The sequence below is a fragment of the Pseudonocardia zijingensis genome (genome assembly GCF_042657305.1).
Classification (GTDB): domain Bacteria; phylum Actinomycetota; class Actinomycetes; order Mycobacteriales; family Pseudonocardiaceae; genus Pseudonocardia; species Pseudonocardia zijingensis.
Genome location: NZ_JBHSKO010000021.1, coordinates 102,437 through 125,129, shown reverse-complemented (window position 1 = coordinate 125,129; position 22,693 = coordinate 102,437). Strand labels below are relative to the sequence as shown.

The window sequence follows — 22,693 nt, the reverse complement described above, 5'->3', positions numbered from 1 at the left end:
GGCGCAGTTCGAATGCGCCGTGTCCGGGCGGGTGGGCGCGGAGATCGTCGTCACTGCGACGTGCCGGACAGCGCCGGGGCCTGCGGTCCGCCCGTCTCCGTCGCCAGCTGGCGGCTGCGGATCCTGCGACCCAGACCGACGAGGACCGAGCGCACCGCCTCAGCCCGACGGCTGGACGGGACGAACATCTGCTGCTTGAGCCGCGCGGTGCGCTGGTGCCTGGTGATGAACGGACGCAGCCCGACCTCCCAGGCGTCCAGAGCGGCTCCGAGGTCGTCGCGGTGTTCCGCCAGGGCGGCACCGAGTGCGGCGCCGCCGCGCAGCGAGGACGTGGCGCCCATGCCCGAGTAGAGGTTCATGCACCACGCCGCATCTCCCACCAGCACGACCCGCCGCGTGCTCCACCGCGGCATCCGCACCTGGTGCACGGAGTCGAACAGGTGGTCAGGGGTCTCTTCGAGGGAGTCCAGGACGTGGTGCACCACGGGGTCGTCGATCCCGGCGAAGACGGCGCGCAGCCGCTCGATCCGCGAGCCGGTGAACTGTTCCGGGACGTCCCTGGTGCGGTAGGTCAGCAATGCGGTGGGCGCGTGATCGGCGAGCCCGAACACCCACACCGCCCGCTTGGCGCGCGCGATGATGATGCTGTCGCTCGCCTCGTAGGAGGGCACCTGCTCCTTCAGCTGGAAGGCGCAGATCATCGCGTTCCACGTGGTCAGGTGGTCCTCGTGCGGGCCGAACACGATCCGGCGCACGGTCGAGCGCATCCCGTCGGCGCCGACGACCAGGTCGAAGCTCTCCCGGTACCGCACACCGGTGCCGGTGTCGTCGAGCAGGACCTGCACATCGTCCGCGCCCTCGGTGATCTCGACCGGGGTGGTCGCGAACCGCACCTCGACGCCCGTGGTGCTCTGCCACAACGCGGCCTCGATGTCGCCGCGCAGCACCGCTGCCGGCCCGCCGGGCTGGTCCAGGAACCCCAGAGCCTGCCTGCGCCTGCCCCGGCGATCCAGCGACCACGAGTTCGCGCCCGCGTTGCGTTCCGGGTTGCGGGTGTGCAGGTGCTCGGCGATCCCCAGGTCGGCCGCGGCCTGCCGCCCCTCCGGGAACAGCCCGACGAAGTAGCCTCCGGTACGGCGCTCCGGCGCCCGTTCGACGATCACCGGCGTCCATCCCGCCCGGCGCAGCCCGATCGCCGCGGACATCCCCGCGATCCCGAGCCCGACCACCAGCGCCCTCCTCCGCATGGTCGTCACCGCCCCGTACCGGACAGGGTCGAAGTCGACTCTGCGGTGTACTCCACTGTCATCCGGCGGTGAACGACCTTGCGGATCAGTTCGAGGACGACCGAACCCAGCACCTCGACCGGACGGCTGGACGGGACGAACCGCTGTTGTTTGATCCGTGCGGAGCGCTGCTGCCTGGTGATGTAGGGGCGCAGACCGGTCTCATAGGCGTCCAGAGCGGCGGCGAGGTCGTCGGGGTGCTCCTGCAGCGCCACGCCCAGTGCGGCGCCGCCGCGCAGCGAGGATGAGGAGCCCATCGCCGAGAAGGTGTTCATGCACCAGGCCGCGTCCCCCACCAGCACGACCCGCCCCGCGCTCCACCGGGGCATCTTCACCTGGTGTATCGAGTCGAACACGTGGTCAGGGGCCTCCTCCAGGGAGGCCAGCACGTGGCAAACCACGGGGTCGTCCTCCATCCCGGAGAAGGCCGCGCGCACCTGCTCGATCGACGACCCGGCGAACCGGTCCGGGATGTCCTCGGTGCGGAAGGTCAGCCACGCGCAGGGCGCGTGGTCGGCGAGTCCGAACACCCACATCGCCCGTTTGGGGCGCGAGACGAGGATGCTGTCGCACGCCTCGTAGGAGGGCACCTGCTCCTTCATCTGGAACGCGCAGATCATCGACTTCCAGTTCGCCATGTAGTCCTCGTCCGGACCGAACACCATCCGGCGCACGCTCGAGCGCATCCCGTCCGCGCCGACCACGAGGTCGAAGTCCTCGCGGTACCGATTCCCGGTGCCGGCGTCCTCGAGCAGGACCTGCACCCCGCCGGCGCCCTCGGTGATCTCGACCGGGGTGGTCGCGAACCGCACCTCGACCGCGTCGTCGATCCCGTCACCGGTGATGCCCTGCCACAGCGCGGCCTCGATGTCGCCGCGCAGCACCGCTGCCAGCCCGCTGGGCGCGTCCAGCAGTCCCAGGGCCGGTCTCCGCCGGCCCCGACGATCCACCGACCACGTGTTCCCGCCCGGTCTCCATACCGGGTTGCGGGTGTGCAGGTGGTCGGCGACCCCCAGGTCGCCCGCGGCTCGCACGCCTTCCGGGAACATGAAGATGTAGTAGCCCCCCGTCCGACGCTCGGCTGCCCGCTCAGCGATCACGGGCGTCCACCCCGCCCGGCGCAGCCCGATCGCCGCGGACATCCCCGCGATCCCGAGCCCCACCACCAGTGCCCTCTTCTGCATGACTCTCCCTCTCCGATCACGTACTGCTGGGTGGACGGCTCAGTCCGGCACGACGACGACGCGGCTGCGCCCGGTGTGCGCCCACGCCTCACCGATCCGGCTCAGCGGGAACGCGGTGTAGGGCAGGTGCAGGGATCCGTCGGCGAACCGGGCCATGACCTCGGGCGCCTCGGCGAGCATCTCCTCGTGGGACACCGATCCGGCGCCGCTCCCGGTGATCCCGATCCGCCGGCTGCGCAGCAGCTCCGCGGGCAGGGATGCCTCGAGGCCCGCGAGCGAGCCGATCTGCACGTAGGCCGTGTTCGCCTCGGTGTCCTCACCGCTGCGGCCCAGCGCGGCGAAGGCGGCCTCGGCGACGGGCCCCCACAGGTAGTCCAGCACGAGACCGGGTGACGTCTCGGACACGGCGTCGGCCAGGGCCTGCTCCAGGCCGTGGGTCCCGTCATCGACCAACGACACGGTCGTCGCTCCCGCGCCGCGCAGGCGCTCCAGCGCCTCCGGATCGCGCCCGGCGGCGATGACCCGCTCCGCCCCGAGCGCCAGCGCACCCTGCACCGCCAGGCTGCCCGACATCCCCGTGGCGCCCAGCACCAGCACGGTGCCCAGCGCTCCCACTTCCTTGCGCCGCGCGGTGAGGACCATCCAGCCCGACAGGCCGGGGTTCATCCCCGCGGCGATCGCGAGCGGATCCGCACCTGCCGGAACCTCCGCCTGGAAGGGAGCGAAGAGCCGCTCGGCCATCGTGCCGAAGGGCGGACGCGCGTAGCCGGTGTAGACCAGGCGCCCGTCGCCGGTGCGGGCGACCGCATCGATGCCCGGCACCAGCGGATACGCCATCTCGCCTCGGCCGTAGTGCCGCCCGGTGGCCAGCCCGCGAACGATGTTGTGCAGGCCGGCTCCGACGAGGTGAAGCGGCTCGTGATCGGGCGGGACCGTCGGCTCGGGGAACTCGCCACAGGCGGGTGGTGCATCGGGGGCGGTGACGACCGCAGCGCGCATCAGGGGTCTCCTTAACTAAGTTCAACGCTGCGACCAGCGTGCCTGAACACCGTTAAGGTGTCAACGATGACCACGGGCAGCACCCGGGAGCGGATGGTCATGGGCGAGGGCGCGTCACCGGTGAAGGCGGCAGCCCTCCGGTTCCTTCGATACTGAGCGCATGGACGAGCGGGACAGAGCGATCATCCGAGAGCTGCAGGCCAACGCCAGACTGACGAACCGACAGCTGGCTGCGCGCGTCGACCTGGCGCCGTCGAGTTCCTCGGTCCGTACCCGTGCGCTCGAGGAGCGCGGCATCATCACCGGCTACCACGCGCAGGTCGACCTCGATCGCGTGGGACGCGGCGTCCAGGCCTTGATCGCGTTCCAGGTCCGGCCCCTCAGCCGGGACGTGATCCGCTCCTTCGAAGCCTTCGCGCTGCAGCAGCGCGAGGTGCTGTCGGTCTTCGTGATCGGCGGTGGGGACGACTTCCTCGTGCACGTCGCGGTTCCGGCCGTCGCGGACATGCACGCGCTCCTGATGGACCGGTTCAGCAAGCGCAAGGAGGTCGTCGGCTTCCGCACCTCGCTCGTCTACGACCACACCCACCGTTGGACGGTCGAACCGGTGATCGAGGACTGACCCGAACCACGTTCGGCGAGCGCGCCGGGCGGCCCACCACTGCCGAACGTCGTGCGGAGTTCGTCCTTCAGGCAGGACGACGATGCTTCAGTTTCGTCGATCTGCCGAACACAGGACGGATGGACATGCCCTCTCCCTCTCCGAACGCCGCCACGATTCCACCCGAGCGCGTCATCACCGAGCGCGGGAAGCGCAGCGGCCAGATGATCACCGTCAGCATCCACTCGACCCGTCTCGGACCGGCGTTGGGCGGGTGCCGGATCAGGAGCTACCGGTCCTGGCAGGACGGCTGCGGCGACGCGGTGCGGCTGTCTGCGGCCATGACCGAGAAGGCGGCGCTCGCGGGCATGCAGCACGGGGGCGGCAAGACCGTCGTGGCTCTCGACGAGCACTTCGTACAGCGGGGGTCGGCCGCGGACCGGGCAGATCTTCTCGCCGACATCGGCGATGTGGTCGAGAGCTTCGGCGGCGGCTACGTCACCGGGCCCGACATCGGGTCCGGCCCGCAGGACATGACCCGCATCGGCGAACGCACCGCGCACGTCCTGTGCCGGCCCGAATCGGCCGGGGGGAGCGGGGACTCCTCGGCGCCGACCGCCCTCGGTGTCACCACATCGATCGAGGCCGTGTGCTCACACGTCTGGCCCGGCCGGGCCCTGTCCGATCTCCGCTTCGCCGTGCACGGACTCGGACACGTCGGGGCGCGGGTCGCCGAGCACCTCGCCACCCGCGGTGCACGCCTGGTCGTCTCCGATGTCGACGAGTCCAGGCGCGCGCTCGCCGACAGCTGGGGGGCCACCTGGGCGACCCCTGACGAGGTGCTGGTGGCCGACGTCGACGTCCTCGTCCCGTGTGCGGTGGGCGGGATCCTGACCGCCCAGCTGGTCGGCGATATCCGTGCCCGGGCGATCGTCGGTGCGGCGAACAACCAACTCGACCACGACAGCACCGCCGACGTCCTGCACGAGCACGGCATCATCTGGTGTCCCGACGTCGTCGTGAGCGCCGGCGGCATCATCGGCGCAGTCGCTCGCGAGCGCGAGGGCTTGAGCGCCGACGCCGCCTCCGCCCGGGTACGCGGCATCGGGCGACGACTGGCCGGGATCCTCGACACCGCGGCCGCTGCCGGCACCACACCGCTGCACGAGGCACGCCGGATCGTGCACTCGCTGTTGGGCGGGAGCCCGCCTCGGGTCTGACGCGGCTTCCCGCACTCAGCAGCCGGTGAACTCCGGCGGGCGCTTCTGCAGGATGGCGTCGGCACCCTCGCGCGCATCCCGGGAGCCGGCGCACGTCGCGATCAGCTGTTCAGCCCGCTCGCACATCCCCGGCCGGTCCGGGTCGACGACAGCGGCGATCGCCGCCTTCGCCGCGCGAACCGACAGCGGCGCGTTCGCCACCACGGACTCGGCGACGGACAGGGCGGCGACGTCGAGGTCCCGGTCCTCGACGAGACGGGTGACCAATCCGATCCGGTGGGCCTCCACACCGTCGATGCGCCGGGCGGTGATCAGCAGGTCCGCTGCCGCTGCCGGACCGACGACGCGGACGAGCGCGCGGACCTCGGCCAGCGGGTAGCCGATGCCGACGCGGGCCGCCGGGACCCCGAACACGCTGGTCGGCGTGGCGATTCGCACGTCAGCGCGCAGCGCGAGCGCGACGCCCGCGCCCAGGCAGTAGCCACGGACGACGGCGACGACAGGGCGGTCGAACGCCTCCAGGCCGCGGAACAGAGCGGCAGCGGCGGCTTCCAGCTCGGGGCCGGTGGTGATCCCCCGCAGGTCGGCACCGGCGCTGAAGTCGGCGCCGTGGCCGGACACGACGACGACCCGGACGGCGGGGTCGGCCGCGAACCGGTCCAGCGCCGCCGCGGCATCGCGCATCATCGACCGCGACATCGCGTTGTGGCGGTCCGAGTCGACCAGGACCAGCCGGGCGATGCCTCCCGTCACGCTCGTGCGGATCACGCCCTCCCCGCCCCGACGTCATGGCGGACCGCTCCGCGGTTCTCGCTCGCCACAGGCCGATTCTCTCGGTTCGTGGTGCCTGCGGCGGTGGTGACGCCAGGCGGCTCGACCTCTCGCCGGAGGATCTTGCCCGTCGGCCCCTTCGGCAAGGAGTCGACGATCCACACCTCGCGCGGGTACTTGTAGGCGGCGAGCCGACCTCGAACGAACTCCTTCAGCTCCTCGGTCTCCGCACGTGCTCCGTGTTTGAGTGCCACGGCCGCGCCGATCTCCTCCCCGAGGTCCACGTGCGTGATGCCGACCACCGCCGCCTCGGCGACAGCGGGGTGCTCGTAGAGAACCTCCTCCACCTCGCGGGGGTAGACGTTGTACCCACCGCGGATGATCAGGTCCTTCTTCCGGTCCACGATGGTGTAGTACCCGTCGCGATCGCGAGTGGCGATGTCCCCGGTGCGGAACCATCCGTCGGGGATGGCTTCGGCAGTGGCCTCGGGTCGGTTCCAGTATCCCTTCATGAGATTCTCGCCCTGGATGGCGATCTCGCCGCGCTCCCCGTCGGGAATGTCTGCACCGTCGTCGTCGACGAGCCGCAACCGGCAGCCGCGTACCGGTATCCCGATCGTGCCGGGTCGGCGTTCGTGCCCGGGCTGGTTGAAACAGGCGATGGGCGCTGTCTCCGAGAGCCCGTAGCCCTCGTAGATCTCGCAGGCGAACTTCTTCTCGAACGCCCGGAGGATCTCGACGGGCATGGCGGCGCCGCCGGCGATGCACGTGCGGAGCGAGGACGTGTCCGTGTCGTCGGCATCGGCAGAGTGCAACATCGCGGCGTACATGGTGGGCACGCCCTCGAGAACCGTCACCCGATCGCGGGCCAGGACCTGCAGTGCCCTGGTGGCCTCGAAGCGGGGGACGAGGGTGAGCAGTGCAGCTGCCTTCACCGCTGCGTTGAGCCCGCACGTGAGGCCGAAGACGTGGAACAACGGCAAGCAGCCCAGGATCACATCGTCCGGACCCAGCTGGATCAGGGTGTCCACCGTCGTCGCCGCGTTGGTCGACATGTTCCGGTGGGTGAGTTCGGCCCCCTTGGGCCGCCCGGTGGTCCCGGAGGTGTACAGGATCACGGCGGTGTCGTCGTCGACACGATCGGTGGCTTCGAGGACCGGGTCGCCGGACAAGTCGGCCGGACCCGTCGGAGGTACCAGGACCGACCGGATCCCGACCTTCGCCGCCAGGTCCGGCACGACCGCATCGCTACCGTCCAGCCCGTACACCAGCGTCATGCCCGAGTCGTCGAGGTAGTACTCGACCTCACGCGACTTGAGCAGCGGGTTCATCGGCACCGCAACCGCACCGGCCAGCAGAATGCCGTAGAACAGGACTGCGTAGGCAGGGACGTTCGGCACCATGAGACCCACCCGATCGCCCGGCTGCACGCCGCGGGCGCGCAGGTCGCCGGCCACAGCTGCGGCGTGGTGATGCAGCTGGCGGTAGGACAGGACGTACTCGTCGAGCTTCACGGCCGGACGGCTTCCGTATTCACGTGCGGCCGCCACGAGGTTTTCAGCGAGGTTCGACACGCTTGGCTCCTGTTCTATCATGTCGCCTGTGGCGACCAACTCCCCGTTCGGCCTGAGCGCAGCGGAAGCGCGGGTGGGCCGACGAAACATCAAGGGTGACAGGCGCGAGCAAGCCCTCCTCGAAGGTGCTTACGACCTGTTGCGCACGATGCCTCTGCGCAACATTTCGATTCACGACATCACCGAGCGTGCAGGGCTGTCCCGGTCGTCGTTCTACTTCTACTTCGAATCCAAGTGGCAGGTCCTGTCCGCGCTGCTCTCGCGGGTCACCGCCGATGTGTTCCGAGCGTCGCACCTGATATTCGAGCGTCCCACCGGGATGCCGCCGGAGGCGGCGATCGAGCAGGCCGTCAACGAGGTCATCCAGGTGTGGGAACAGCACGGTCATGTTCTGCGCGAAGTAGCCGACGCCGCTGCCGCCGAGCCGGCCTTGCAGGCGCAATGGGACTCGATCCTCGGTCGGTTCATCGACGCTGCGGCCGCAGGCATCGAGCGAGACCGAGCCACTGGCATGGCGATCGACGGACCGCCCGCCAGGTCGTTGGCAGCTGCGTTGATGTGGATGGGAGAACGCAACCTCTCGTTGATGAGCTTGCGCAGCGAAAATGCCATCCCGTTGGACGACATGGTCGAAACCATGACCACCATCTGGCTGCGGACGGTCTACGGTCGCGAATGGAAGCCCCGCTGAACACCTGCTCGGACGCTACTGGTTGTCCAACGCGATCTTCGCCATGTTCAGCCCCGGCATGAGCATGTGGCCGCCGTCGACCAGCATCTCGAGGCCGGTCGTCCATCGTGATTCGTCGGATGCGAGCCACAGGACCGCCTCGCTCATGGCTCGCGTCGGCAGCAGGCCCACATCGCGGAGAACCGACCAGTACTTCGCGCCCTGCAAGTCCTCCTTGACGCCCTGGCCCGGCCCCTTCCCTGCGCAAAGATCGTAGCCGCCTTGCCAGTCGAGGGCGGGGGTATCAGTAGGACCAGGAAGCAACGAGTTGACCCGGATGCCGAACTGGCCGAACTCGAGCGCTGCACTCTTCGCCAGGCCGAGTACGCCGTGCTTCGATGCGACGTAGTGGACGTAGTGCGGAGATCCCTCGACGCCGTTGCCGGACGAGGTGACGATCACCGACCCACCGCCGCGTGACTTCATGGCAGGAGTCACCGCCTTCAGCGTGCGCCAGACTCCCACGATGTTGACGTTGAGAACGTCCAGGAACTCGTCCTCGGGAATATCCGCGAAGGGGTGCACGGTCCAGATGCCGGCGTTGGCCACTGCGACGTCGAGCCCGCCGAAAGCCTGCACGCCCGAAGCCACCAACTCGTCCAGCGCGGACTGCTCCCGGACATCCCCAGCGCGCGCGATGATCCGCCGGCCGAGTGCCTCGACCTCTTTGACCGTGATCGCGAGATCGTCCGCCGTGCCAACGGGGTAGGGAACCCTTCCGTCGACCGGGCAGTCGAACGCGAGGATGTCTGCACCTTCTTGGGCGAGGCGGACCGCGTGTGCCCGCCCCTGACCCCGAGCCGCGCCGGTGACCAGCGCGACCTTGCCTTCCATGCGCCCCATTGCGCTCCTCCTTCTGTGTGACTTCGTTGACGTCTGGGTTTCGGATTACCCGCCGGGCCTGATCAGTTGGAGAAGAACATCGATCCCGGGAGGCTCGGTCCAGACATGTGTGGCGCCTCCCATCGCAATGGGCTCGAATATGGGATCCGGCCGACCGGGCCCTCGGATAGCGCATCCGGCGAGTTCCGGGCCATCGGCGTCGTGCAGCCGTAGCGCTACGTGGTCGAGCTTCGCCGATGCGCCTTTCAGAGCCGCATCAAGCACATCCGTCTCGTGCACGGTGTACAGTTCGACCTCTGCCCCCGCCACGTTGAGGAAGGCCGCCCTGATGCTCATGGCCGGCGCCTCGACCCTTCGAGCAACCTCGACCTTGAACCGGCCGGACCAGTGTGCGACGGCAGAATCCAGATCGCGAACCAGTATTCCGACATGATCAAGTCGAGGAGGCGAGGTGGGATTGTTCTCGGGCATGACGGCTCCTTGCCGGCCGAGTTACTGACCTGCCGCCGCGACGAAGTGCGGTGCAAGACCCGGAGTGGGCTCCGTCCATCGCTGTGTGACCACTTTGGACCTCGTGTAGAAGCGGTATGCGTCGTAGTTGAGCCCGTCGTCACCGAACCGGGAGTCCCCCCAGCCGCCGAAGCCGAACCAGGAGATCGGCACGGGGATGGGGATGTTGACCCCCACACTTCCGGCCAGTACGCCCCGGGTGAACCGACGTGCGGCCGGACCGCTCCTGGTGAAGATGGCGGCGCCGTTTCCGTAGGGGTTGTCGTTCACGATCTGCAGGGCGTGCTCGAGGTCTCCGGCGCGCAGCACGCTCAGTACGGGGCCGAACACCTCTTCGCGGTAGAGGTCGCTCTCGACGCTGACATGGTCGACGAGACTGGGACCGATGAAGTAGCCAGGCCCGGGTGCCGGTCGTTCGCGGCCGTCGACGACCAGCCGGCCCCCTTGCTCGACGGAGACCTCCAGCGCCGCACGGACCCGATCGAGGGCGACCTCCGAGATCAACGGCCCCATGTCGGTACCCGACGTGGCCCCCGGACCCACCGTGAACGCGTTCGCGCGCTCGGCGACCCTGGCGACCAGAGCCTCTCCCGCCGCGCCGACGGCGACGGCGACGGTCACGGCCATGCACCGCTGGCCCGCGGCGCCGAAGGCCGCTGACACCAGTGCATCGGCGGCGGCGTCGAGGTCGGCGTCGGGCATCACCACCATGTGGTTCTTCGCGCCCCCGAGGGCCTGGACCTTCTTGCCCGTCTCGGCCGAGCGCCGGTAGATCATGCGCGCGACGCGGGTGGACCCGACGAACGACACCGCCGCGACATCGCGGTGATCGAGAAGTGCCTCGACCGCTTCCGAGCCGCCGTGGACGACGTTGAGCACACCGCCGGGCAGGCCGGCATCGCTCATCATCTGCGCCAACCTGACCGACGCCGACGGCACCCGCTCACTCGGCTTGAGCACGAACGCGTTCCCACAGGCGATGGCGGCCGTGAACATCGACACCGGCACCATGACCGGGAAGTTGAACGGCGTGATACCGGCGCACACCCCGAGCGGCTGGCGGAAGGAGTACGTGTCGACGCCGTTGGCGACCTGGTCGGCGTACTCCCCCTTGAGCTGCTGCACCACCGAGAGCGACACGTCGACGGCTTCGACGGAGCGGGCTATCTCTCCCCGGGCATCTGCGATCGTCTTGCCCTGTTCGGATGTGATGAGTGACGCCAACTCGTCCGTGTGCTCGATCATCAGAGCGCGGAACCGGTGGAGCACCGATGCGCGTGCCGGGGCGGGGGTGGCGGCCCAGCCCTCCGCGGCGGTCCGCGCGTCGGCCACAGCCTCCTCGACGGCATCAGCACCGCCCAGCACGACGGTCCTGACCACCCGCCCGGTAGCCGGATCACGGATGTCGGCTCGCGGACCGTTCGTCGGGGGCACCGCGCCGCCGGCGATCCAGTGCGGCACGGTGGTGTCGAGGGATGCGTCGATGCTCACCGCTACTCGCCCTTCTGGTCACGCGGGTGCGGAAGGTCCGGGAACATCTCCAACCCGTAGTTGACCTTCAGGTTCTCGACCTCTGCCTGCAGCTGCTCGGGCGTCCGGAGCTCCCGGTCGCGGGCCTCGTAGAAGTACTTGTCGATTCCGCCGTTGGGCTCGAAACCCTTGCTGTCGGGTCCGGGCACGAACACCACGAGGATCCGAGCTTCGTCACCGACCACCTCATACGTGTGCCGCTGATCCTTGCGCCCCCACACGAACTGGCCCTGCTTGGCGCTGTACGAACCGGCTTCGGTGTGGATCTTGATTTCGCCGTCCATCACGAAGAAGCCCTCCTCTTCGCGGTGGTGGATGTGCCAGACGGGTTCGGTACCGCGGACCCAATTCGTCTCGATGACGATCAGCTGGCCGTTGGTGGTCTCGCCGGTCGCGTGGATCCAGAAGTCCACACCCGTCATGAAATCGCCGGTCATATTGAAGTGGATCTCGTCACGGTGCGAGACATAGCTTTCTCCGTCGCGAGAGGTCGACGGCTGGATCTGGTCGGCTTCTGATGCAGTGGTCATGTCGGTCCTCGTTCGTCCTTGTGTGTGTGGCGCCGTGTACGTGTTCGAGATCAAGGTACGGGCGTACGGACTTGTCGGAGCAGGTCGGAGAGTCCTCGCGCGAATACCGTGATGGCGTGACCGCCATCGTCCAGCACTCCCGCCAGTAGCGGGAAGCTGTGCGGCATTCCCTTGTACTCATGGCTTCGGACTTCAATTCCCGCCGCCGCGAGCATCTCGCCGTACCGGCGGGCATCGTCGGCGACGGGATCGATCTGACCGCTGACGATGACGGCAGGTGGAGCACCCGTGAGATCCCGGGTCAGCAACGGCGAGGCGAGGTTCGATCGACGATCATCGGCGTCCGGGACGTACAGGTCGTACGACCATTCGAGCGCGGCCCGGGTGAGGAACGGACCGTCCGCGTACCGGTCCACCGAGTCGCTGCTCATGGTGGCATCGAGAGCGGGACACAGCAGACCTTGCGCCTTGACCGGCGGGCCGTGCCCTCGCGAGGCGAGGGCAATGCCCGCCGCCAGCGCACCTCCTGAGGAGTCACCGGCGACCGCGAGAGAACCTCCGTCGATGCCTGACGCATCCGCATGCTCGCTCACCCAGGTGAATGCGTCACCGGCGTCGTCGTGAGCAGCCGGATACCGGCTTTCTGGTGCTAGTCGGTACGCGACGGAAACCACGATGAGCCCGCCCTGCACGCAGACCTCTCGGCAGAGTCGATCGTGGGTGTCCAGGCTCCCGCGCACGAAACCCCCGCCGTGCAGGTAGACAACGCCCGGGAGCAGGGTGGATCCGGCTGCGGGAGGGCGGTAGCGCCGTGCCGCGACCACCCCCTCGCGAACTGGAATCGTGAAATCGTCGACCGTGCAGCGTTCGTCAACGGGGCCTGACAATGCCCTCAAGTTCTCGCCGGCTTGCCGGTAGGCAGCGATCGGCATCTCCCACGGCTGCGGAGCCGGGCGCGTGGACGCAGAACGCAACAGCTGCTCGACCTGCGCATGCAGCACGCTCATGCGACCCCTCACCCCCGGAACGGGAGGGATCCGCCGGAACGGCCGGCGGGCGTCATGCGTCGACCCGGAAGACCTGGAACTCGACGATCGGCCCCGGCTGGATGCGGCCCTGTCCTACGAAGATGCTCTGGTTGACCCAGGAGTACCTGGGGTCTCCGCATTCCAGGCGGGGGGTGGTGACGAAGTAGTGGTCGCCGAAGTCGGTGCCCGTTGCGCCTCCACCGAGTGCGCCTGCGGCTGCTTCGGTCACCTGGACCAGACCCTGGTAGCTCATGTAGATGACCGCGCCGTCGTCGGTGTAGAACTGCGCGCGTACGTCGAGTCGGCCGAAGCCGTCGTCCCCGGCCAGCAGCCAGTCGCCGCCACCGGGGGCCGCTGTCCCGCTGAGTCGCTTGCCGGTGACCTTGCCTCCCGTGACGGCGAGAACCTGACGTAGGCCGTAAGGGCCTGGGCCGACGACCTGAGGTTCGGCCAGCTCTGCGGTGTAGCTGAACTCCGGTTCCAACTTCACCGACCGACCTCCACTCCAGCAGCGGCAAGAACGGACGACATGCCCTTGGCGATCTCGTCGTACCCGAACGCCTCGAGGACGACATCCGGATTGAAGTACTCGCGGAACAGGACGATCCTGCCGTCCCGGATCCGCATGTGCGTGCAATAGGTATTCGCGTAGGTCTTGCCGTTCTGCGACACCGTCGCCGTGCCGTGCAGCTCGAGGACGAAGAGCTCCGGGTCGGTGGTCTCGTGCACCGTCAGCGAGTCGATGCGCAGGTCCGGTACCGACTCGAAGAACCAGTCGACGAAATGTCCGATGAGGTGCCGGCCCGGCACGCTCTTGGCCAGCGGCTCGGGCGCGAAGGGCATCTCCCAGACGCTGTCTTCGGCGAAGGTGTCCTTCCAGGCCTCCAGGGCCGCACCGCGAGGTGGGCCCTCCTCGAGAGCTTTCCAGAAGCGTTCCACCGTCGCCCGGTTGTCCGCCTGCGCGCTCATACACCGCCTCCATGTCCTCGTCGACTGATGTCTCAGCCGGTGTCCCAGCCCACAGTGCACGAGGTGTCGGCAGTAGTCAACACGCTGTCGACTCTTCTGCGGCGTTCTGCCCGGTCCAGGCACGGAAGGCGAGGTCGACACCGGTGTCGACACTGTGTTGACGACTATCGACGTCCGGTCTAGCCTGCTGACAGGCTTGCGGACACCCTCGCTGCAGCGCACGCGCCGCGTGTCCGACCACCCATGTCACTGCTCGCGACCAACGGGGGTCGATCATGAAATCGCCCGTCAACCGACTCTTCCGCTTGCGCAACAGGCCTCAGGGCCGTGTGGGCGAGGGGGATCTCGAGTGGAGCGAGGAGACCGTTGCCGAGATCGCCGACGGGCAGGCGTTGATCCGCACCCTCTACCTCTCGCTCGATCCCACGAATCGCGTGTGGATGAGCCAGATTCGGTCCTACATCGCGCCGGTCGAGCTCGGCGCGGTCATGCGGGGTCTCGGCGTGGGGCAGGTCGTCGAAAGTCGGCGAGCGGATCTTCCGGTCGGCGCCTTCGTGCTCGGCTTCACCGGCTGGCAAGAGTACTGCGTTGCTGACGATTCCGTTCTCGAAATTCCTTTTACGGTCCTTCCGGACCCGTTGCCGGCGCCGCTGTCCGCGTTCCTCGGAGTGCTGGGACACACTGGCATTTCAGCCTTCATCGGTGTGGAACTGGGCGATCCCCGACCGGGAGAGACGTTCGTGGTTTCTGCCGCTGCCGGAGCTGTCGGTTCTATCGCCGGCCAGCTGGCGAAGCAACGTGGCGCTCGGGTGGTCGGCATCGCGGGCGGCACTGAGAAGTGCCGCCGCCTCGTGGCGGAACTCGGCTTCGACGCGTGCGTGGACCGACACTCGCACGACTGGCGCGAGTCGCTCGACGACGCAACTCCCCACGGCATCGACGTCGACTTCGAGAACGTGGGCGGCCCGATCATGGATCACGTACTGAGCCGACTGAACGTCGGAGCACGGATAACGCTGTGCGGTCTGATATCCGAGTACGACGACTACAACGACCACGGCGACCAGCTGGGTCTGCGAAATGTGAACCAGTTGCTGATGCAGCGAACCACCCTGCAGGGGTTCATCGTCACCGACCACGTCGCGCGTTATGGCGAAATCATCGGGAAGCTCGCTACCGCGTTGCAGGTGGGCTCGTTGTCCTACGAGGAAACCGTCGTCGACGGCTTGGAAAACGCCCGCGACACACTCAATCAGGCATTGTCCGGCAAGACCCGAGGGAAAACAGTCGTCAAGGTCGCGTCCCCCTCCCTCGTGGTGTGAGGTGGCGAGTGAGTTGCGGTCCACGCCGAAGGCCGGCATGGCCTTGTGGGTCGAGCTGCCCCGCCCGAGCGCAACACGCCTGTCGGCCGCGGCGCTCGATCAGCGCGGCACCGTCAGCGGGCGTTGCCGACCTGCTCGGTGCCGCGCTCAAGGACGGACGAGCACCTTCCCGATCGCACCCTTCTCCACGGCCTCCTGCGCGGCGACCACGTCGCTGAGGCCGTAGTCGGAGAAGGGCAGCGCGGACAGCGCGTCCGCCTCGATCGCGGCGTTCGTCCAGGACACCACCCGCGCGAACTCGGCTGCCGAGACCGTGTACATCAGCGCGAACTGGATCGACGAGTTCGCCACCGCCAACGGCAGGATCGGGATCCTGGGCTGCTCGGACTCCCCGGCGTACACGGCGATCACGGCGTTGGGGGCGAGGACGGCGGCGTCGGTGTCGATGTTCGCCCCCAGCGCGACCTCGACGATGCGATCGACGCGTCCGGCGGACGTCAGGATCCGTTCCGCGACGTTCTCCTCGCGGTAGTTCAGCACGAGGTCGGCGCCTGCGGCACGCGCCAGCTCGCCCTTCTCCTCGGAGCTGACCGTGGTGATCACGTGGGCCCCCGCGTGCTTCGCCAGCTCGATCGCGAAGTGCCCGACGGCTCCCGCGCCCCCCGCGACGAGAACCGTCCGCCCCTGTACCGCGCTGGGGTCGCCGCCGAGGCAGTACGCCGCCGTCAGCGCGGGCACCCCCAGGCCGGCGCCGAGCTCGTCCGACGCGTTGTCGGGGAGCGGCACCACCTTGTGCGCCGGAACCACCGCGAATTCCGCGGCCGTACCGTACGGGTTGTCGGCTGCGGCGAGGTAGAGCCACACGCGCTGGCCGACGGCGAGCCCGGTGACCCCCGGGCCGATCGCGTCGACCCGGCCGGCGCCGTCGTGGTGGGGCACCTGGAAATCGTCGGGGGCGCGGCCGGTGAGTCCGGTTCGGGCCTTCCAGTCCGTGTGATTCACGCCGGAGGCCGAGATCGCGACGCGCACCTCTCCCGCCCGGGGGTCGGGCACGTCCAGCTCGACGAGTTCGAGGACGTCCCGGGCCGGCCCGGTCTTCCGGTAGATCGCTGCTCTCACCCCGTCCATGGTCCCCGGGACCGGTTGGAGCGAGACACAACCTCGTCCCGGCAGGGTTGGTGGCACCGCCATACCCCGGCGTGCCCGGGTGACGGAGAGTGAGCGCCGTCATAGCCGGAGATGCGCGAGCGGCGTCACCCCGGCCCCGAGGTCCACAGGAGTGACCGATGCACACCACCCGAGACCCGGTCGTCACCGAGCGCGAGATCATCGCCATCCAGCACCTGGTCGCCGAGATCGCGTTCGCCTTCGACAGCGCCGGCGGTGACCGCGCCGCACGGCTGGGCGAGCTGCTGGCCGACGACGTCGAGTACGAGAACCCCGGGAAGACGCACATCCACAGCCTGGCGGAGCTCGTCGACACGCTCGAGAACGCGGCCGATCCCGCGTTGAGCCACCACCTGTCCAGCATGACCGTCCAGCCGGCGGGGCCGGACACGGCGACCTGCCGCTCCAAGGTGCTGACCGTCCGTTCCGGTGGACGGCTGAGCGTCGGCGAGTTCACCGACACGGTGCGCCGCGGGCCGGACGGACGGTGGATGCTCACCCACCGACTCGTGCGCCCGATCATCTGACCAGCTGAGGAGACCCATGACCCCGCCCTTCGGACCCGTTCGGCAACTCGGGTACGTCGTCACGGACATCCGCGCGGCCATGCGCCACTGGCTCGACGGCCCGGGCGTCGGGCCCTTCTACTACCTCGAGGGGAACGGCGCGCTGGCGCAGTCCGGTGGCGTGCAGATCGAGCTGGTCCAACTCCGCGACGACTCGCCGTCGTTCCTCCACACGTTCGTCGGGCGGTTCGGCGAGGGCCTGCACCACGTCGCCTTCTGGACCGAGCACTTCGACGCCGGGGTGGAGGCCGCCCTGGCCCGCGGGTACGTCGAGCTCCACCGCGGCACGTCGCTCCCCGGCAGGCCCGACAGCCGGTTCGCCTACTTCGACCGTGGGGCCCCCGACGGCACCGCGATCGAGATCTCCGAGCGGGGGGCCGACAAGAGGGCGCTGTTCGACGCGATCGCCGATGCCGCCGAGGGCTGGGACGGAATCGAACCCGTTCGCGACATGGCGGCCCTGTTGTCCGAGGTCACCGGGACGGCGCGATGAAGGCGGTGTTGATCCACCGCCGCACCGACGGCGCGACGCTCGCCCTCGGCGACGTCCCGGAGCCGGAGCTCGGCCACGGGCAGGTCCGGATCTCCGTCCGCGCCGTCTCGGTCAACTACGCCGACCGGGTCGTGCCGCAGGGCGGGTACGGCACGCCCCCCGCGGACGGCGCTGCGTGGGTGGCGGGCCTGGACGGTGCCGGCGAGGTGACCGAGGTCGGGGACGGTGTCAGCGGCGTGCAGGTCGGTGACCGGGTGATGGCCATGGTGCCCGGCAGCCTCGCGGAGCAGGTGGTCGCCGACGCGCGGTTCACCGTCCCCGTCCCGCCGGCGTGGTCCGACGAGGAGGGCGCGGCGGGGATCGTCGGTCTGCTGACCGGGTGCAGCGCGTTCACCGCGGCCGGGGGCCTGCGCGCCGGCGAGGGCGTCGTCGTCACCGGGGCCACCTCGGGCATGGGTCTGCAGGCGGTACAGCTCGCGCGGCACCTCGGGGCCGGCCGGATCATCGCCGTGGCGCGATCGGACCGCGCGGACGACGTCCTCCACCGCCTCGGTGCCGACCTCGTCCTCCACAGCTCGGGGCCCGGCTTCGCCGAACGGGTTCTCGACGCGACCGGCGGGACGGGCGCTGACGTCGCCGTGGACCACGTCGGTGGGTGCTACTTCCCCGACCTCGTCGCCGCGGCGGCGGTCAACGGGCGGATCGTCAACGTCGGGCGGGCGGCGGGCGCGGAGGCGACGGCGGATCTGGAGGCGTTCTCGCTGAAGCAGCTCACCCTCCGCGGGGTGACGTTCCGCACCCGCACCCCGGCCGAGCTGGCCGCGCTCTACCAGCAGGTCCGGAACCTGGACCTCACGCAACTCCGCCCGGTCATCGCGCGGGTCGTCCCCTGGACGCAAACCGAGGAAGCCCAGGCCTCCCCGTCCACCGGCACGGCCGTCGGGAAGGTCGTCATCCGGGTCGGCGCCGAGTAGCACGTCCGGGGCCCGTCCTCGCAACCCCTACCCGCTCGTACGAAGGAGTACGGTCATGACCGCAGATCAGCGGCGGGCACTCCCCTCCCCCAGCCTGAAGCAGACGCGGCGTGCGGCCGCCGCCGGCTTGGGCGGGACGTTGCTCGAGTACTACGACTTCGCCATCTACGGGCTGGCTGCGGCCCTGGTCTTCGGACCGGTCTTCTTCCCCTCCGCCGATCCGACGGTGGGTGTGCTGGCGTCGTTCGCCACCTTCGGAGTGGGCTTCCTCGCCCGCCCGCTCGGCGGCGCCGTCTTCGGCCACTTCGGTGACCGGCTGGGGCGCAAGAACGTCCTCGTCACGACGATGCTCATCATGGGCGTGTCGACCGTGCTGATCGGCTGCCTGCCCGGATACGACTCGATCGGTCACTGGGGAGCGGTGCTGCTCGTCCTGCTCCGGCTCGCGCAGGGGTTCGCCTTCGGCGGCGAACAACCCGGGGCGGTCCTCCTCGTCGCCGAGCACGCGTCCGCGGGGCGCCGGGGGCTGTTCGCGTCACTGCCCGGGGTGGGTGTGTCCTTCGGCCTGGTCCTCGGCAACCTCGCGTTCCTCGCCGTCAGCACCACCATGGACCCCGCCGCCGTGCAGACGTGGGGCTGGCGGATCCCGTTCTGGGCGGGCGGCCTCCTGGTCCTCATCGGACTCCTGGTCAGGTTCGGACTGGCCGAGACCCCGGACTTCGAGCGGAACAAGGCGAACGCCCAGGTGTCGGCGTCCCCGATCCTCGACGTCATCCGCACCCACCCGACCCAGATCCTGCTCGCCGGCGGCGTACAGGCCGGCCAGGCGGTGGCGTCGTACATCGCCGTCGTCTACAGCCTGGCGTACGCCCGCGAGCACGACGTGCCGGCTGCGCTGCCGCTGCTCGGGATCATCCTCAGCGGCGTGCTGCACCTCGCCCTCGTCCCCGCCGCGGGCGCGCTGTCCGACCGGCTCGGGCGGCTGCCCACGTACCTCGCGGGCGCGCTGTTCATCGCGGTCACCTCCTTGTTCTTCCTGCCCATGATCGCGACTGGCTCCGCGGTGCTCGTGCTCGCCGCCTACCTGCTGCTCTTCGGGATCGGCTGGGCCGTCATCACGGGGGTCTACCCCGTGATGCTCGCCGAGGCGTTCGCCACGAAGGTCAGCTATTCGGGTCTGTCGCTGGGCATGCAGCTCGGGGTGGTCGTCGGCGGTGTGACGCCGTTCGTCGCCACGCTCGTCTCGACGGCGCCGAACGGCCCGACGTTGCTCGGCATCGGCCTGTCGGTGGTCGCGCTGCTGTCCGCGTGGTGTGCCGCGGCGATCGTCGGGCGCACGGCCCGGGCGCACGGGGCCGCCGCCATGAACCAGCCGGTCGCCGTGGGGGCCGCCGACGCTCAGCCGTGACGGCGGGCGGCGGGGACCGGGCGGGTCATGTCGTCTCGTCCGGCTCCGCGGCGAGCGCCCAGGCCACTTCGAGCAAGGTCGTCGTGGAATCCAGGTTCGCCCCGGTGATCTCCGTGAAGCGCGCCAGCCGGTAGCGGAGGGTGTTCTGGTGGACGACCAGTGCCTCGGCCGCGCGCGCCACGTTCTTGTCCGCATCCACGTAGGCGCGGATGCTGCGCCAGATGAGCGCACCGAACTCGCCCATCGCGTCGAGCGGCGCGCGGTAGCGGCGCAGCAGGAGCGAGGTGACGGCGTCGTCCCGATCCACTGCGAGCAGCCAGCCGATGTCCTCGATCCGGCGCCGGCCGCGGACGCCGTGCCGTCCCATCCAGTCGTAGATGCGGGTGGCGAGCTCGAACGAGCCCGCGACCTCGGGCAGCGGTGTCGCGGGGCCGAGTGCGACGACGTCCTCGGGTGCCAGCACGCCGAGGGGACCGGACAGCAGCCCGAAGCAGTATCCGTCGGCGACCACGACCAGGTCGGTCGCCCGCGTTTCCAGGCGACGTCGCAGGGCCTCCACCGACGCGCCCGGCGCGGTGCCCGCCTTCACCGCGAGGTAGTCGACCGTGGTGTCCAGGCCGAGCTCTTCCCCTCGCGCGCGCACCTCGGGAACCGGGAGTCCTCCGGCGAGGACCCTCTCCAGGAATTCCGCGCGCAGCTGGGAATTCCGCAGCGCGCCTGTGAGCTGCCTGCTCCGGAAGAGCGTGGTCATCTGATTGGCCATCAGGTCGCTCAGTTGCCAGAGCACGCGAACGGATTCGAGCACCTCGGTCGCGTCGACGCCATTTTCGGCCGCGATCTCGATGAATCGTTCCTGGATGACGCCGATGGACTGGCGCCAACCCTGGATCCCGTCCTCGACCCGCAGCCCCTGCCCGAGGCGCTCGTCGACCCGGATGGTCAGGGCCTCGACGTCGCGGTCGTCGACGACGGGCGACCCGGCGAGGAGTGAGTTCCGGACGGTCTCCAGGTTCATCCGGACCGACGCCTCGATGGCACTGCGCGGAACCACCGCGTACGGCGGCCGTTGCTCGTCGCCGTTGGCAACGGTCCGCACGACGAGCTCGTCGACGTCGTCCATCAGCCTCGCCACGCTGTCGCGAAACGATTGCCCGGCGGCATCGCCGCGCAATGCTGATGGTTCCAATTACGCCTCCTACCACCGCATTGTGCCAGACGTTGTAGCGGCCTCCAATCGCGGCCGCCGACGGTTGGGGCGCTCGCCGTAGAAGCGGGGGCGGCCGCGCTGAACCATCGAGCCGTTGAAGCACCAGGTCGACGAGAGGAGCCGGCTGATGAGCAGCGTCGCCGACATCGCGACACACCTCGTATCGCCGTGCACACCGCCCCGCGTCGGCGACGCCGGCACGGCGGGGGGACACGGGGAGTGAGGATCACCGAGTTCTTCGATCGTGGGTTCCGCCAGAACCCGGACGGCCCGGCCTACATCATGGACGGCCGCCGGTGGACCTACCGCGAGGCGTACGGCTTGTCCTGCCGGGTGGCCCAGGGGTTGAGCGCCGCACTGGAGCCCGGCTCGAAGGTCGCCGTCCTGTCGCCGAACCACCCCGAGGCGTGGATCTGCGTGATCGGCAGCTGGCGGGCCGGGATGGTCTGGGTGCCGCTGAACCCCGCCATGCCGCAGGAGGAGACGGCCGAGCTCGCCGCCGCCTTCGACTGCGAGGCGATCTTCTACCACTCGTCGATGGCAGGTGTGGTGGAGTCGCTCCGGGACCGGTCGCCCGGATTCCGGCTGGCCGTGTGCCTCGACCAGGACATGGCGGACGCCCCCGAACTGCACCGCTGGTGCGCCGCCCACCCCGCCGAACCCCCGGCCGTGCGCACCGCGATCGACGACGTCGTCGCGATCCCGCCGACCGGCGGGACGACGGGCAGGCCCAAGGGGGTGATGAGCACCCATCGCAACTTCCACACGTCCACCGCTCACCTGCTGATGCTGCTCAACTACGAGGCCCAGCAGCCGATCGTCAACCTCGCCGCGGCGCCGATGACGCACACCAGCGGGCTGCTGAGCCTGCCGGCGACGGCACGGGGCGGCACGGTCGTGGTCCTGGAGAAGGCCGACCACACGGTGCTCGCCGACGTGGTCGAGCAGTACGGCGTCACCGAGATGTTCCTGCCCCCGACGGTGATCTACCGCTGGCTCGACCACCTCGAGGGCCAGGAACGCGACTTCTCGTCGCTGCGCTACCTGATCTACGCCTCCGCGCCGATGTCGGTCGAGCGGCTCAGGCAGGCCATCGACGTCTTCGGGCCCGTGATGACGGCCGCGTACGGCCAGACGGAGTCCCCGGGAACCATCGCGCTGATGCGGTGCGCGGAGCTCTTCGGTCCCGACGGGCGCCTCGACGAGACGCGGCTCGCCTCCTGCGGCCGGCCGACCCCGCTCCTCTCCTTCGAGATCCGCGACGACGAGGGCAACGCCGTGCCCCGCGGTACCGCGGGCGAGATCTGCGTGCGCGGGGACACGGTCATGGCGGGCTACCACGCCCAGCCCGAGCAGACGGCGGAAACGGTGGTCGACGGCTGGCTGCACACCGGCGACATCGGCCACCTCGACGGCGACGGCTACCTCTACATCACCGACCGGAAGAAGGACCTGGTCATCTCGGGCGGGTTCAACGTGTACCCGAGCGAGGTGGAGCAGGTCCTGTGGGGCCACCCCGCGGTGGGTGACTGCGCCGTCGTCGGCATCCCGCATCCGGACTGGGGTGAGGCGGTGACCGGTGTGGTCGAGCTGCGTCCGGGGGCCGAGGCCACTCCGGAGGAGCTCGTCGCCTGGTGCCGCGAGCGGCTGGGCGGCATCCGGGCTCCGAAGCGCATCGACATCGTCGGAGAGCTTCCGCGCAGCCCCAACGGGAAGGTCCTCAAGAACCGCGTGCGCGAGCCGTACTGGCGTGGCGTCGACCGGCAGATCTGACGGCCGGG

At 69.5% G+C, this 22,693-nt stretch carries 23 protein-coding genes; 9 read left to right on the top strand and 14 right to left on the bottom strand.

Annotation, left to right across the window (positions count from 1 at the left end):
• Positions 1–50: 50 nt before the first annotated feature.
• From ACFPL3_RS31165 to ACFPL3_RS31155, 3 genes are read right to left on the bottom strand one after another with little or no spacing between them, the layout of a single operon-like run.
• Complete coding sequence (locus ACFPL3_RS31165) at positions 51–1,247, bottom strand: FAD-dependent monooxygenase (protein ID WP_343942130.1); 1,197 nt, start codon at positions 1,245–1,247, stop codon at positions 51–53.
• A 5-nt stretch (positions 1,248–1,252) separates the two neighbouring features.
• Positions 1,253–2,470 (bottom strand): FAD-dependent monooxygenase, encoded by a 1,218-nt coding sequence (locus ACFPL3_RS31160; RefSeq protein ID WP_343942107.1) that lies wholly within the window; start codon positions 2,468–2,470, stop codon positions 1,253–1,255.
• 39 nt (positions 2,471–2,509) lie between these two features.
• On the bottom strand, positions 2,510–3,469 hold the full coding sequence (locus ACFPL3_RS31155) for a zinc-binding alcohol dehydrogenase family protein (RefSeq protein ID WP_343942106.1): 960 nt from the start codon (positions 3,467–3,469) through the stop codon (positions 2,510–2,512).
• Positions 3,470–3,629: 160 nt separating this feature from the next.
• On the opposite strand from ACFPL3_RS31155, the gene ACFPL3_RS31150 reads away from it, so the two are divergent.
• Together ACFPL3_RS31150 and ACFPL3_RS31145 are read left to right on the top strand one after the other, a co-directional pair.
• Entirely contained in the window at positions 3,630–4,091 is a 462-nt protein-coding gene (locus ACFPL3_RS31150) for an Lrp/AsnC family transcriptional regulator (RefSeq protein WP_343942105.1), read from the top strand.
• Between the two features lie 125 nt (positions 4,092–4,216).
• The gene (locus ACFPL3_RS31145; protein ID WP_343942104.1) at positions 4,217–5,290 is read left to right on the top strand and encodes a Glu/Leu/Phe/Val dehydrogenase dimerization domain-containing protein; all 1,074 of its coding nucleotides are present in this window, start codon (positions 4,217–4,219) and stop codon (positions 5,288–5,290) included.
• Between the two features lie 15 nt (positions 5,291–5,305).
• Here ACFPL3_RS31145 and ACFPL3_RS31140 read toward each other — a convergent pair whose 3' ends face one another.
• Together ACFPL3_RS31140 and ACFPL3_RS31135 are read right to left on the bottom strand one after the other, a co-directional pair.
• Positions 5,306–6,058 (bottom strand): enoyl-CoA hydratase-related protein, encoded by a 753-nt coding sequence (locus ACFPL3_RS31140; RefSeq protein WP_343942103.1) that lies wholly within the window; start codon positions 6,056–6,058, stop codon positions 5,306–5,308.
• Positions 6,055–7,656: a long-chain-fatty-acid--CoA ligase gene (locus tag ACFPL3_RS31135; protein ID WP_379589839.1), complete on the bottom strand. Its 1,602-nt coding sequence runs from the start codon at positions 7,654–7,656 to the stop codon at positions 6,055–6,057. The genes ACFPL3_RS31140 and ACFPL3_RS31135 overlap by 4 nt, the downstream gene beginning before the upstream one ends.
• Before the next feature lie 7 nt (positions 7,657–7,663).
• On the opposite strand from ACFPL3_RS31135, the gene ACFPL3_RS31130 reads away from it, so the two are divergent.
• Positions 7,664–8,326: a TetR/AcrR family transcriptional regulator gene (locus ACFPL3_RS31130; RefSeq protein WP_343942101.1), complete on the top strand. Its 663-nt coding sequence runs from the start codon at positions 7,664–7,666 to the stop codon at positions 8,324–8,326.
• Positions 8,327–8,341: 15 nt separating this feature from the next.
• Here ACFPL3_RS31130 and ACFPL3_RS31125 read toward each other — a convergent pair whose 3' ends face one another.
• The 7 genes from ACFPL3_RS31125 to ACFPL3_RS31095 are packed head-to-tail and all read right to left on the bottom strand — an operon-like array spanning position 8,342 to position 13,775.
• Positions 8,342–9,208, bottom strand: coding sequence for a mycofactocin-coupled SDR family oxidoreductase (locus ACFPL3_RS31125; RefSeq protein WP_343942100.1), 867 nt, complete (start codon positions 9,206–9,208; stop codon positions 8,342–8,344).
• A 45-nt stretch (positions 9,209–9,253) separates the two neighbouring features.
• On the bottom strand, positions 9,254–9,679 hold the full coding sequence (locus ACFPL3_RS31120) for a VOC family protein (protein WP_343942099.1): 426 nt from the start codon (positions 9,677–9,679) through the stop codon (positions 9,254–9,256).
• 21 nt (positions 9,680–9,700) lie between these two features.
• Complete coding sequence (locus ACFPL3_RS31115) at positions 9,701–11,179, bottom strand: CoA-acylating methylmalonate-semialdehyde dehydrogenase (protein WP_379589836.1); 1,479 nt, start codon at positions 11,177–11,179, stop codon at positions 9,701–9,703.
• Positions 11,180–11,211: 32 nt separating this feature from the next.
• The gene (locus ACFPL3_RS31110; protein WP_343942097.1) at positions 11,212–11,778 is read right to left on the bottom strand and encodes a cupin domain-containing protein; all 567 of its coding nucleotides are present in this window, start codon (positions 11,776–11,778) and stop codon (positions 11,212–11,214) included.
• Positions 11,779–11,828: 50 nt separating this feature from the next.
• Positions 11,829–12,785 (bottom strand): alpha/beta hydrolase, encoded by a 957-nt coding sequence (locus tag ACFPL3_RS31105; protein ID WP_343942096.1) that lies wholly within the window; start codon positions 12,783–12,785, stop codon positions 11,829–11,831.
• Between the two features lie 52 nt (positions 12,786–12,837).
• Positions 12,838–13,296: a DUF3237 domain-containing protein gene (locus tag ACFPL3_RS31100; protein WP_343942095.1), complete on the bottom strand. Its 459-nt coding sequence runs from the start codon at positions 13,294–13,296 to the stop codon at positions 12,838–12,840.
• A complete protein-coding gene (locus ACFPL3_RS31095) occupies positions 13,293–13,775 on the bottom strand; it encodes a nuclear transport factor 2 family protein (protein WP_343942094.1) in 483 nt (160 codons plus the stop codon). Before ACFPL3_RS31095 ends, ACFPL3_RS31100 begins: the two co-directional genes overlap by 4 nt.
• A 275-nt stretch (positions 13,776–14,050) precedes the next feature.
• Between ACFPL3_RS31095 and ACFPL3_RS31090 the strand changes: the two genes are divergently transcribed.
• Positions 14,051–15,097, top strand: a complete 1,047-nt coding sequence (locus ACFPL3_RS31090; RefSeq protein WP_343942093.1) for an NADP-dependent oxidoreductase — start codon at positions 14,051–14,053, stop codon at positions 15,095–15,097.
• A 147-nt stretch (positions 15,098–15,244) separates the two neighbouring features.
• Here ACFPL3_RS31090 and ACFPL3_RS31085 read toward each other — a convergent pair whose 3' ends face one another.
• A complete protein-coding gene (locus ACFPL3_RS31085; RefSeq protein WP_343942092.1) occupies positions 15,245–16,225 on the bottom strand; it encodes an NADPH:quinone reductase in 981 nt (326 codons plus the stop codon).
• Between the two features lie 158 nt (positions 16,226–16,383).
• Here ACFPL3_RS31085 and ACFPL3_RS31080 point away from each other — a divergent pair, with 158 nt between their 5' ends.
• Genes ACFPL3_RS31080 through ACFPL3_RS31065 form a run of 4 tightly spaced genes read left to right on the top strand, consistent with a single transcriptional unit; the run spans position 16,384 to position 19,705 of the window.
• Entirely contained in the window at positions 16,384–16,791 is a 408-nt protein-coding gene (locus tag ACFPL3_RS31080; RefSeq protein ID WP_343942091.1) for a YybH family protein, read from the top strand.
• 16 nt (positions 16,792–16,807) lie between these two features.
• A complete protein-coding gene (locus tag ACFPL3_RS31075) occupies positions 16,808–17,323 on the top strand; it encodes a VOC family protein (protein ID WP_343942090.1) in 516 nt (171 codons plus the stop codon).
• Positions 17,320–18,297 (top strand): quinone oxidoreductase family protein, encoded by a 978-nt coding sequence (locus tag ACFPL3_RS31070; protein ID WP_343942089.1) that lies wholly within the window; start codon positions 17,320–17,322, stop codon positions 18,295–18,297. The genes ACFPL3_RS31075 and ACFPL3_RS31070 overlap by 4 nt, the downstream gene beginning before the upstream one ends.
• Positions 18,298–18,352: 55 nt before the next feature.
• Complete coding sequence (locus tag ACFPL3_RS31065) at positions 18,353–19,705, top strand: MFS transporter (protein ID WP_343942088.1); 1,353 nt, start codon at positions 18,353–18,355, stop codon at positions 19,703–19,705.
• Between the two features lie 25 nt (positions 19,706–19,730).
• Here the strand turns inward: ACFPL3_RS31065 and ACFPL3_RS31060 are convergent, their stop codons facing one another.
• Positions 19,731–20,876 (bottom strand): PucR family transcriptional regulator, encoded by a 1,146-nt coding sequence (locus tag ACFPL3_RS31060; protein WP_343942087.1) that lies wholly within the window; start codon positions 20,874–20,876, stop codon positions 19,731–19,733.
• Positions 20,877–21,131: 255 nt separating this feature from the next.
• Here ACFPL3_RS31060 and ACFPL3_RS31055 point away from each other — a divergent pair, with 255 nt between their 5' ends.
• On the top strand, positions 21,132–22,685 hold the full coding sequence (locus tag ACFPL3_RS31055; RefSeq protein ID WP_343942086.1) for a class I adenylate-forming enzyme family protein: 1,554 nt from the start codon (positions 21,132–21,134) through the stop codon (positions 22,683–22,685).
• Positions 22,686–22,693 lie beyond the last annotated feature (8 nt).

Excerpts from the sequence above, each read along its gene's own strand:
- ACFPL3_RS31165 (WP_343942130.1), bottom strand. The coding sequence starts at position 1,247 with ATGCGGAGGAGGGCGCTGGTGGTCGGGCTCGGGATCGCGGGGATGTCC.
- ACFPL3_RS31160 (WP_343942107.1), bottom strand. The coding sequence starts at position 2,470 with ATGCAGAAGAGGGCACTGGTGGTGGGGCTCGGGATCGCGGGGATGTCC.
- ACFPL3_RS31155 (WP_343942106.1), bottom strand. The coding sequence starts at position 3,469 with ATGCGCGCTGCGGTCGTCACCGCCCCCGATGCACCACCCGCCTGTGGC.
- ACFPL3_RS31150 (WP_343942105.1), top strand. The coding sequence starts at position 3,630 with ATGGACGAGCGGGACAGAGCGATCATCCGAGAGCTGCAGGCCAACGCC.
- ACFPL3_RS31145 (WP_343942104.1), top strand. The coding sequence starts at position 4,217 with ATGCCCTCTCCCTCTCCGAACGCCGCCACGATTCCACCCGAGCGCGTC.
- ACFPL3_RS31135 (WP_379589839.1), bottom strand. The coding sequence starts at position 7,656 with ATGATAGAACAGGAGCCAAGCGTGTCGAACCTCGCTGAAAACCTCGTG.
- ACFPL3_RS31125 (WP_343942100.1), bottom strand. The coding sequence starts at position 9,208 with ATGGGGCGCATGGAAGGCAAGGTCGCGCTGGTCACCGGCGCGGCTCGG.
- ACFPL3_RS31120 (WP_343942099.1), bottom strand. The coding sequence starts at position 9,679 with ATGCCCGAGAACAATCCCACCTCGCCTCCTCGACTTGATCATGTCGGA.
- ACFPL3_RS31110 (WP_343942097.1), bottom strand. The coding sequence starts at position 11,778 with ATGACCACTGCATCAGAAGCCGACCAGATCCAGCCGTCGACCTCTCGC.
- ACFPL3_RS31105 (WP_343942096.1), bottom strand. The coding sequence starts at position 12,785 with ATGAGCGTGCTGCATGCGCAGGTCGAGCAGCTGTTGCGTTCTGCGTCC.
- ACFPL3_RS31095 (WP_343942094.1), bottom strand. The coding sequence starts at position 13,775 with ATGAGCGCGCAGGCGGACAACCGGGCGACGGTGGAACGCTTCTGGAAA.
- ACFPL3_RS31090 (WP_343942093.1), top strand. The coding sequence starts at position 14,051 with ATGAAATCGCCCGTCAACCGACTCTTCCGCTTGCGCAACAGGCCTCAG.
- ACFPL3_RS31085 (WP_343942092.1), bottom strand. The coding sequence starts at position 16,225 with ATGGACGGGGTGAGAGCAGCGATCTACCGGAAGACCGGGCCGGCCCGG.
- ACFPL3_RS31080 (WP_343942091.1), top strand. The coding sequence starts at position 16,384 with ATGCACACCACCCGAGACCCGGTCGTCACCGAGCGCGAGATCATCGCC.
- ACFPL3_RS31075 (WP_343942090.1), top strand. The coding sequence starts at position 16,808 with ATGACCCCGCCCTTCGGACCCGTTCGGCAACTCGGGTACGTCGTCACG.
- ACFPL3_RS31070 (WP_343942089.1), top strand. The coding sequence starts at position 17,320 with ATGAAGGCGGTGTTGATCCACCGCCGCACCGACGGCGCGACGCTCGCC.
- ACFPL3_RS31065 (WP_343942088.1), top strand. The coding sequence starts at position 18,353 with ATGACCGCAGATCAGCGGCGGGCACTCCCCTCCCCCAGCCTGAAGCAG.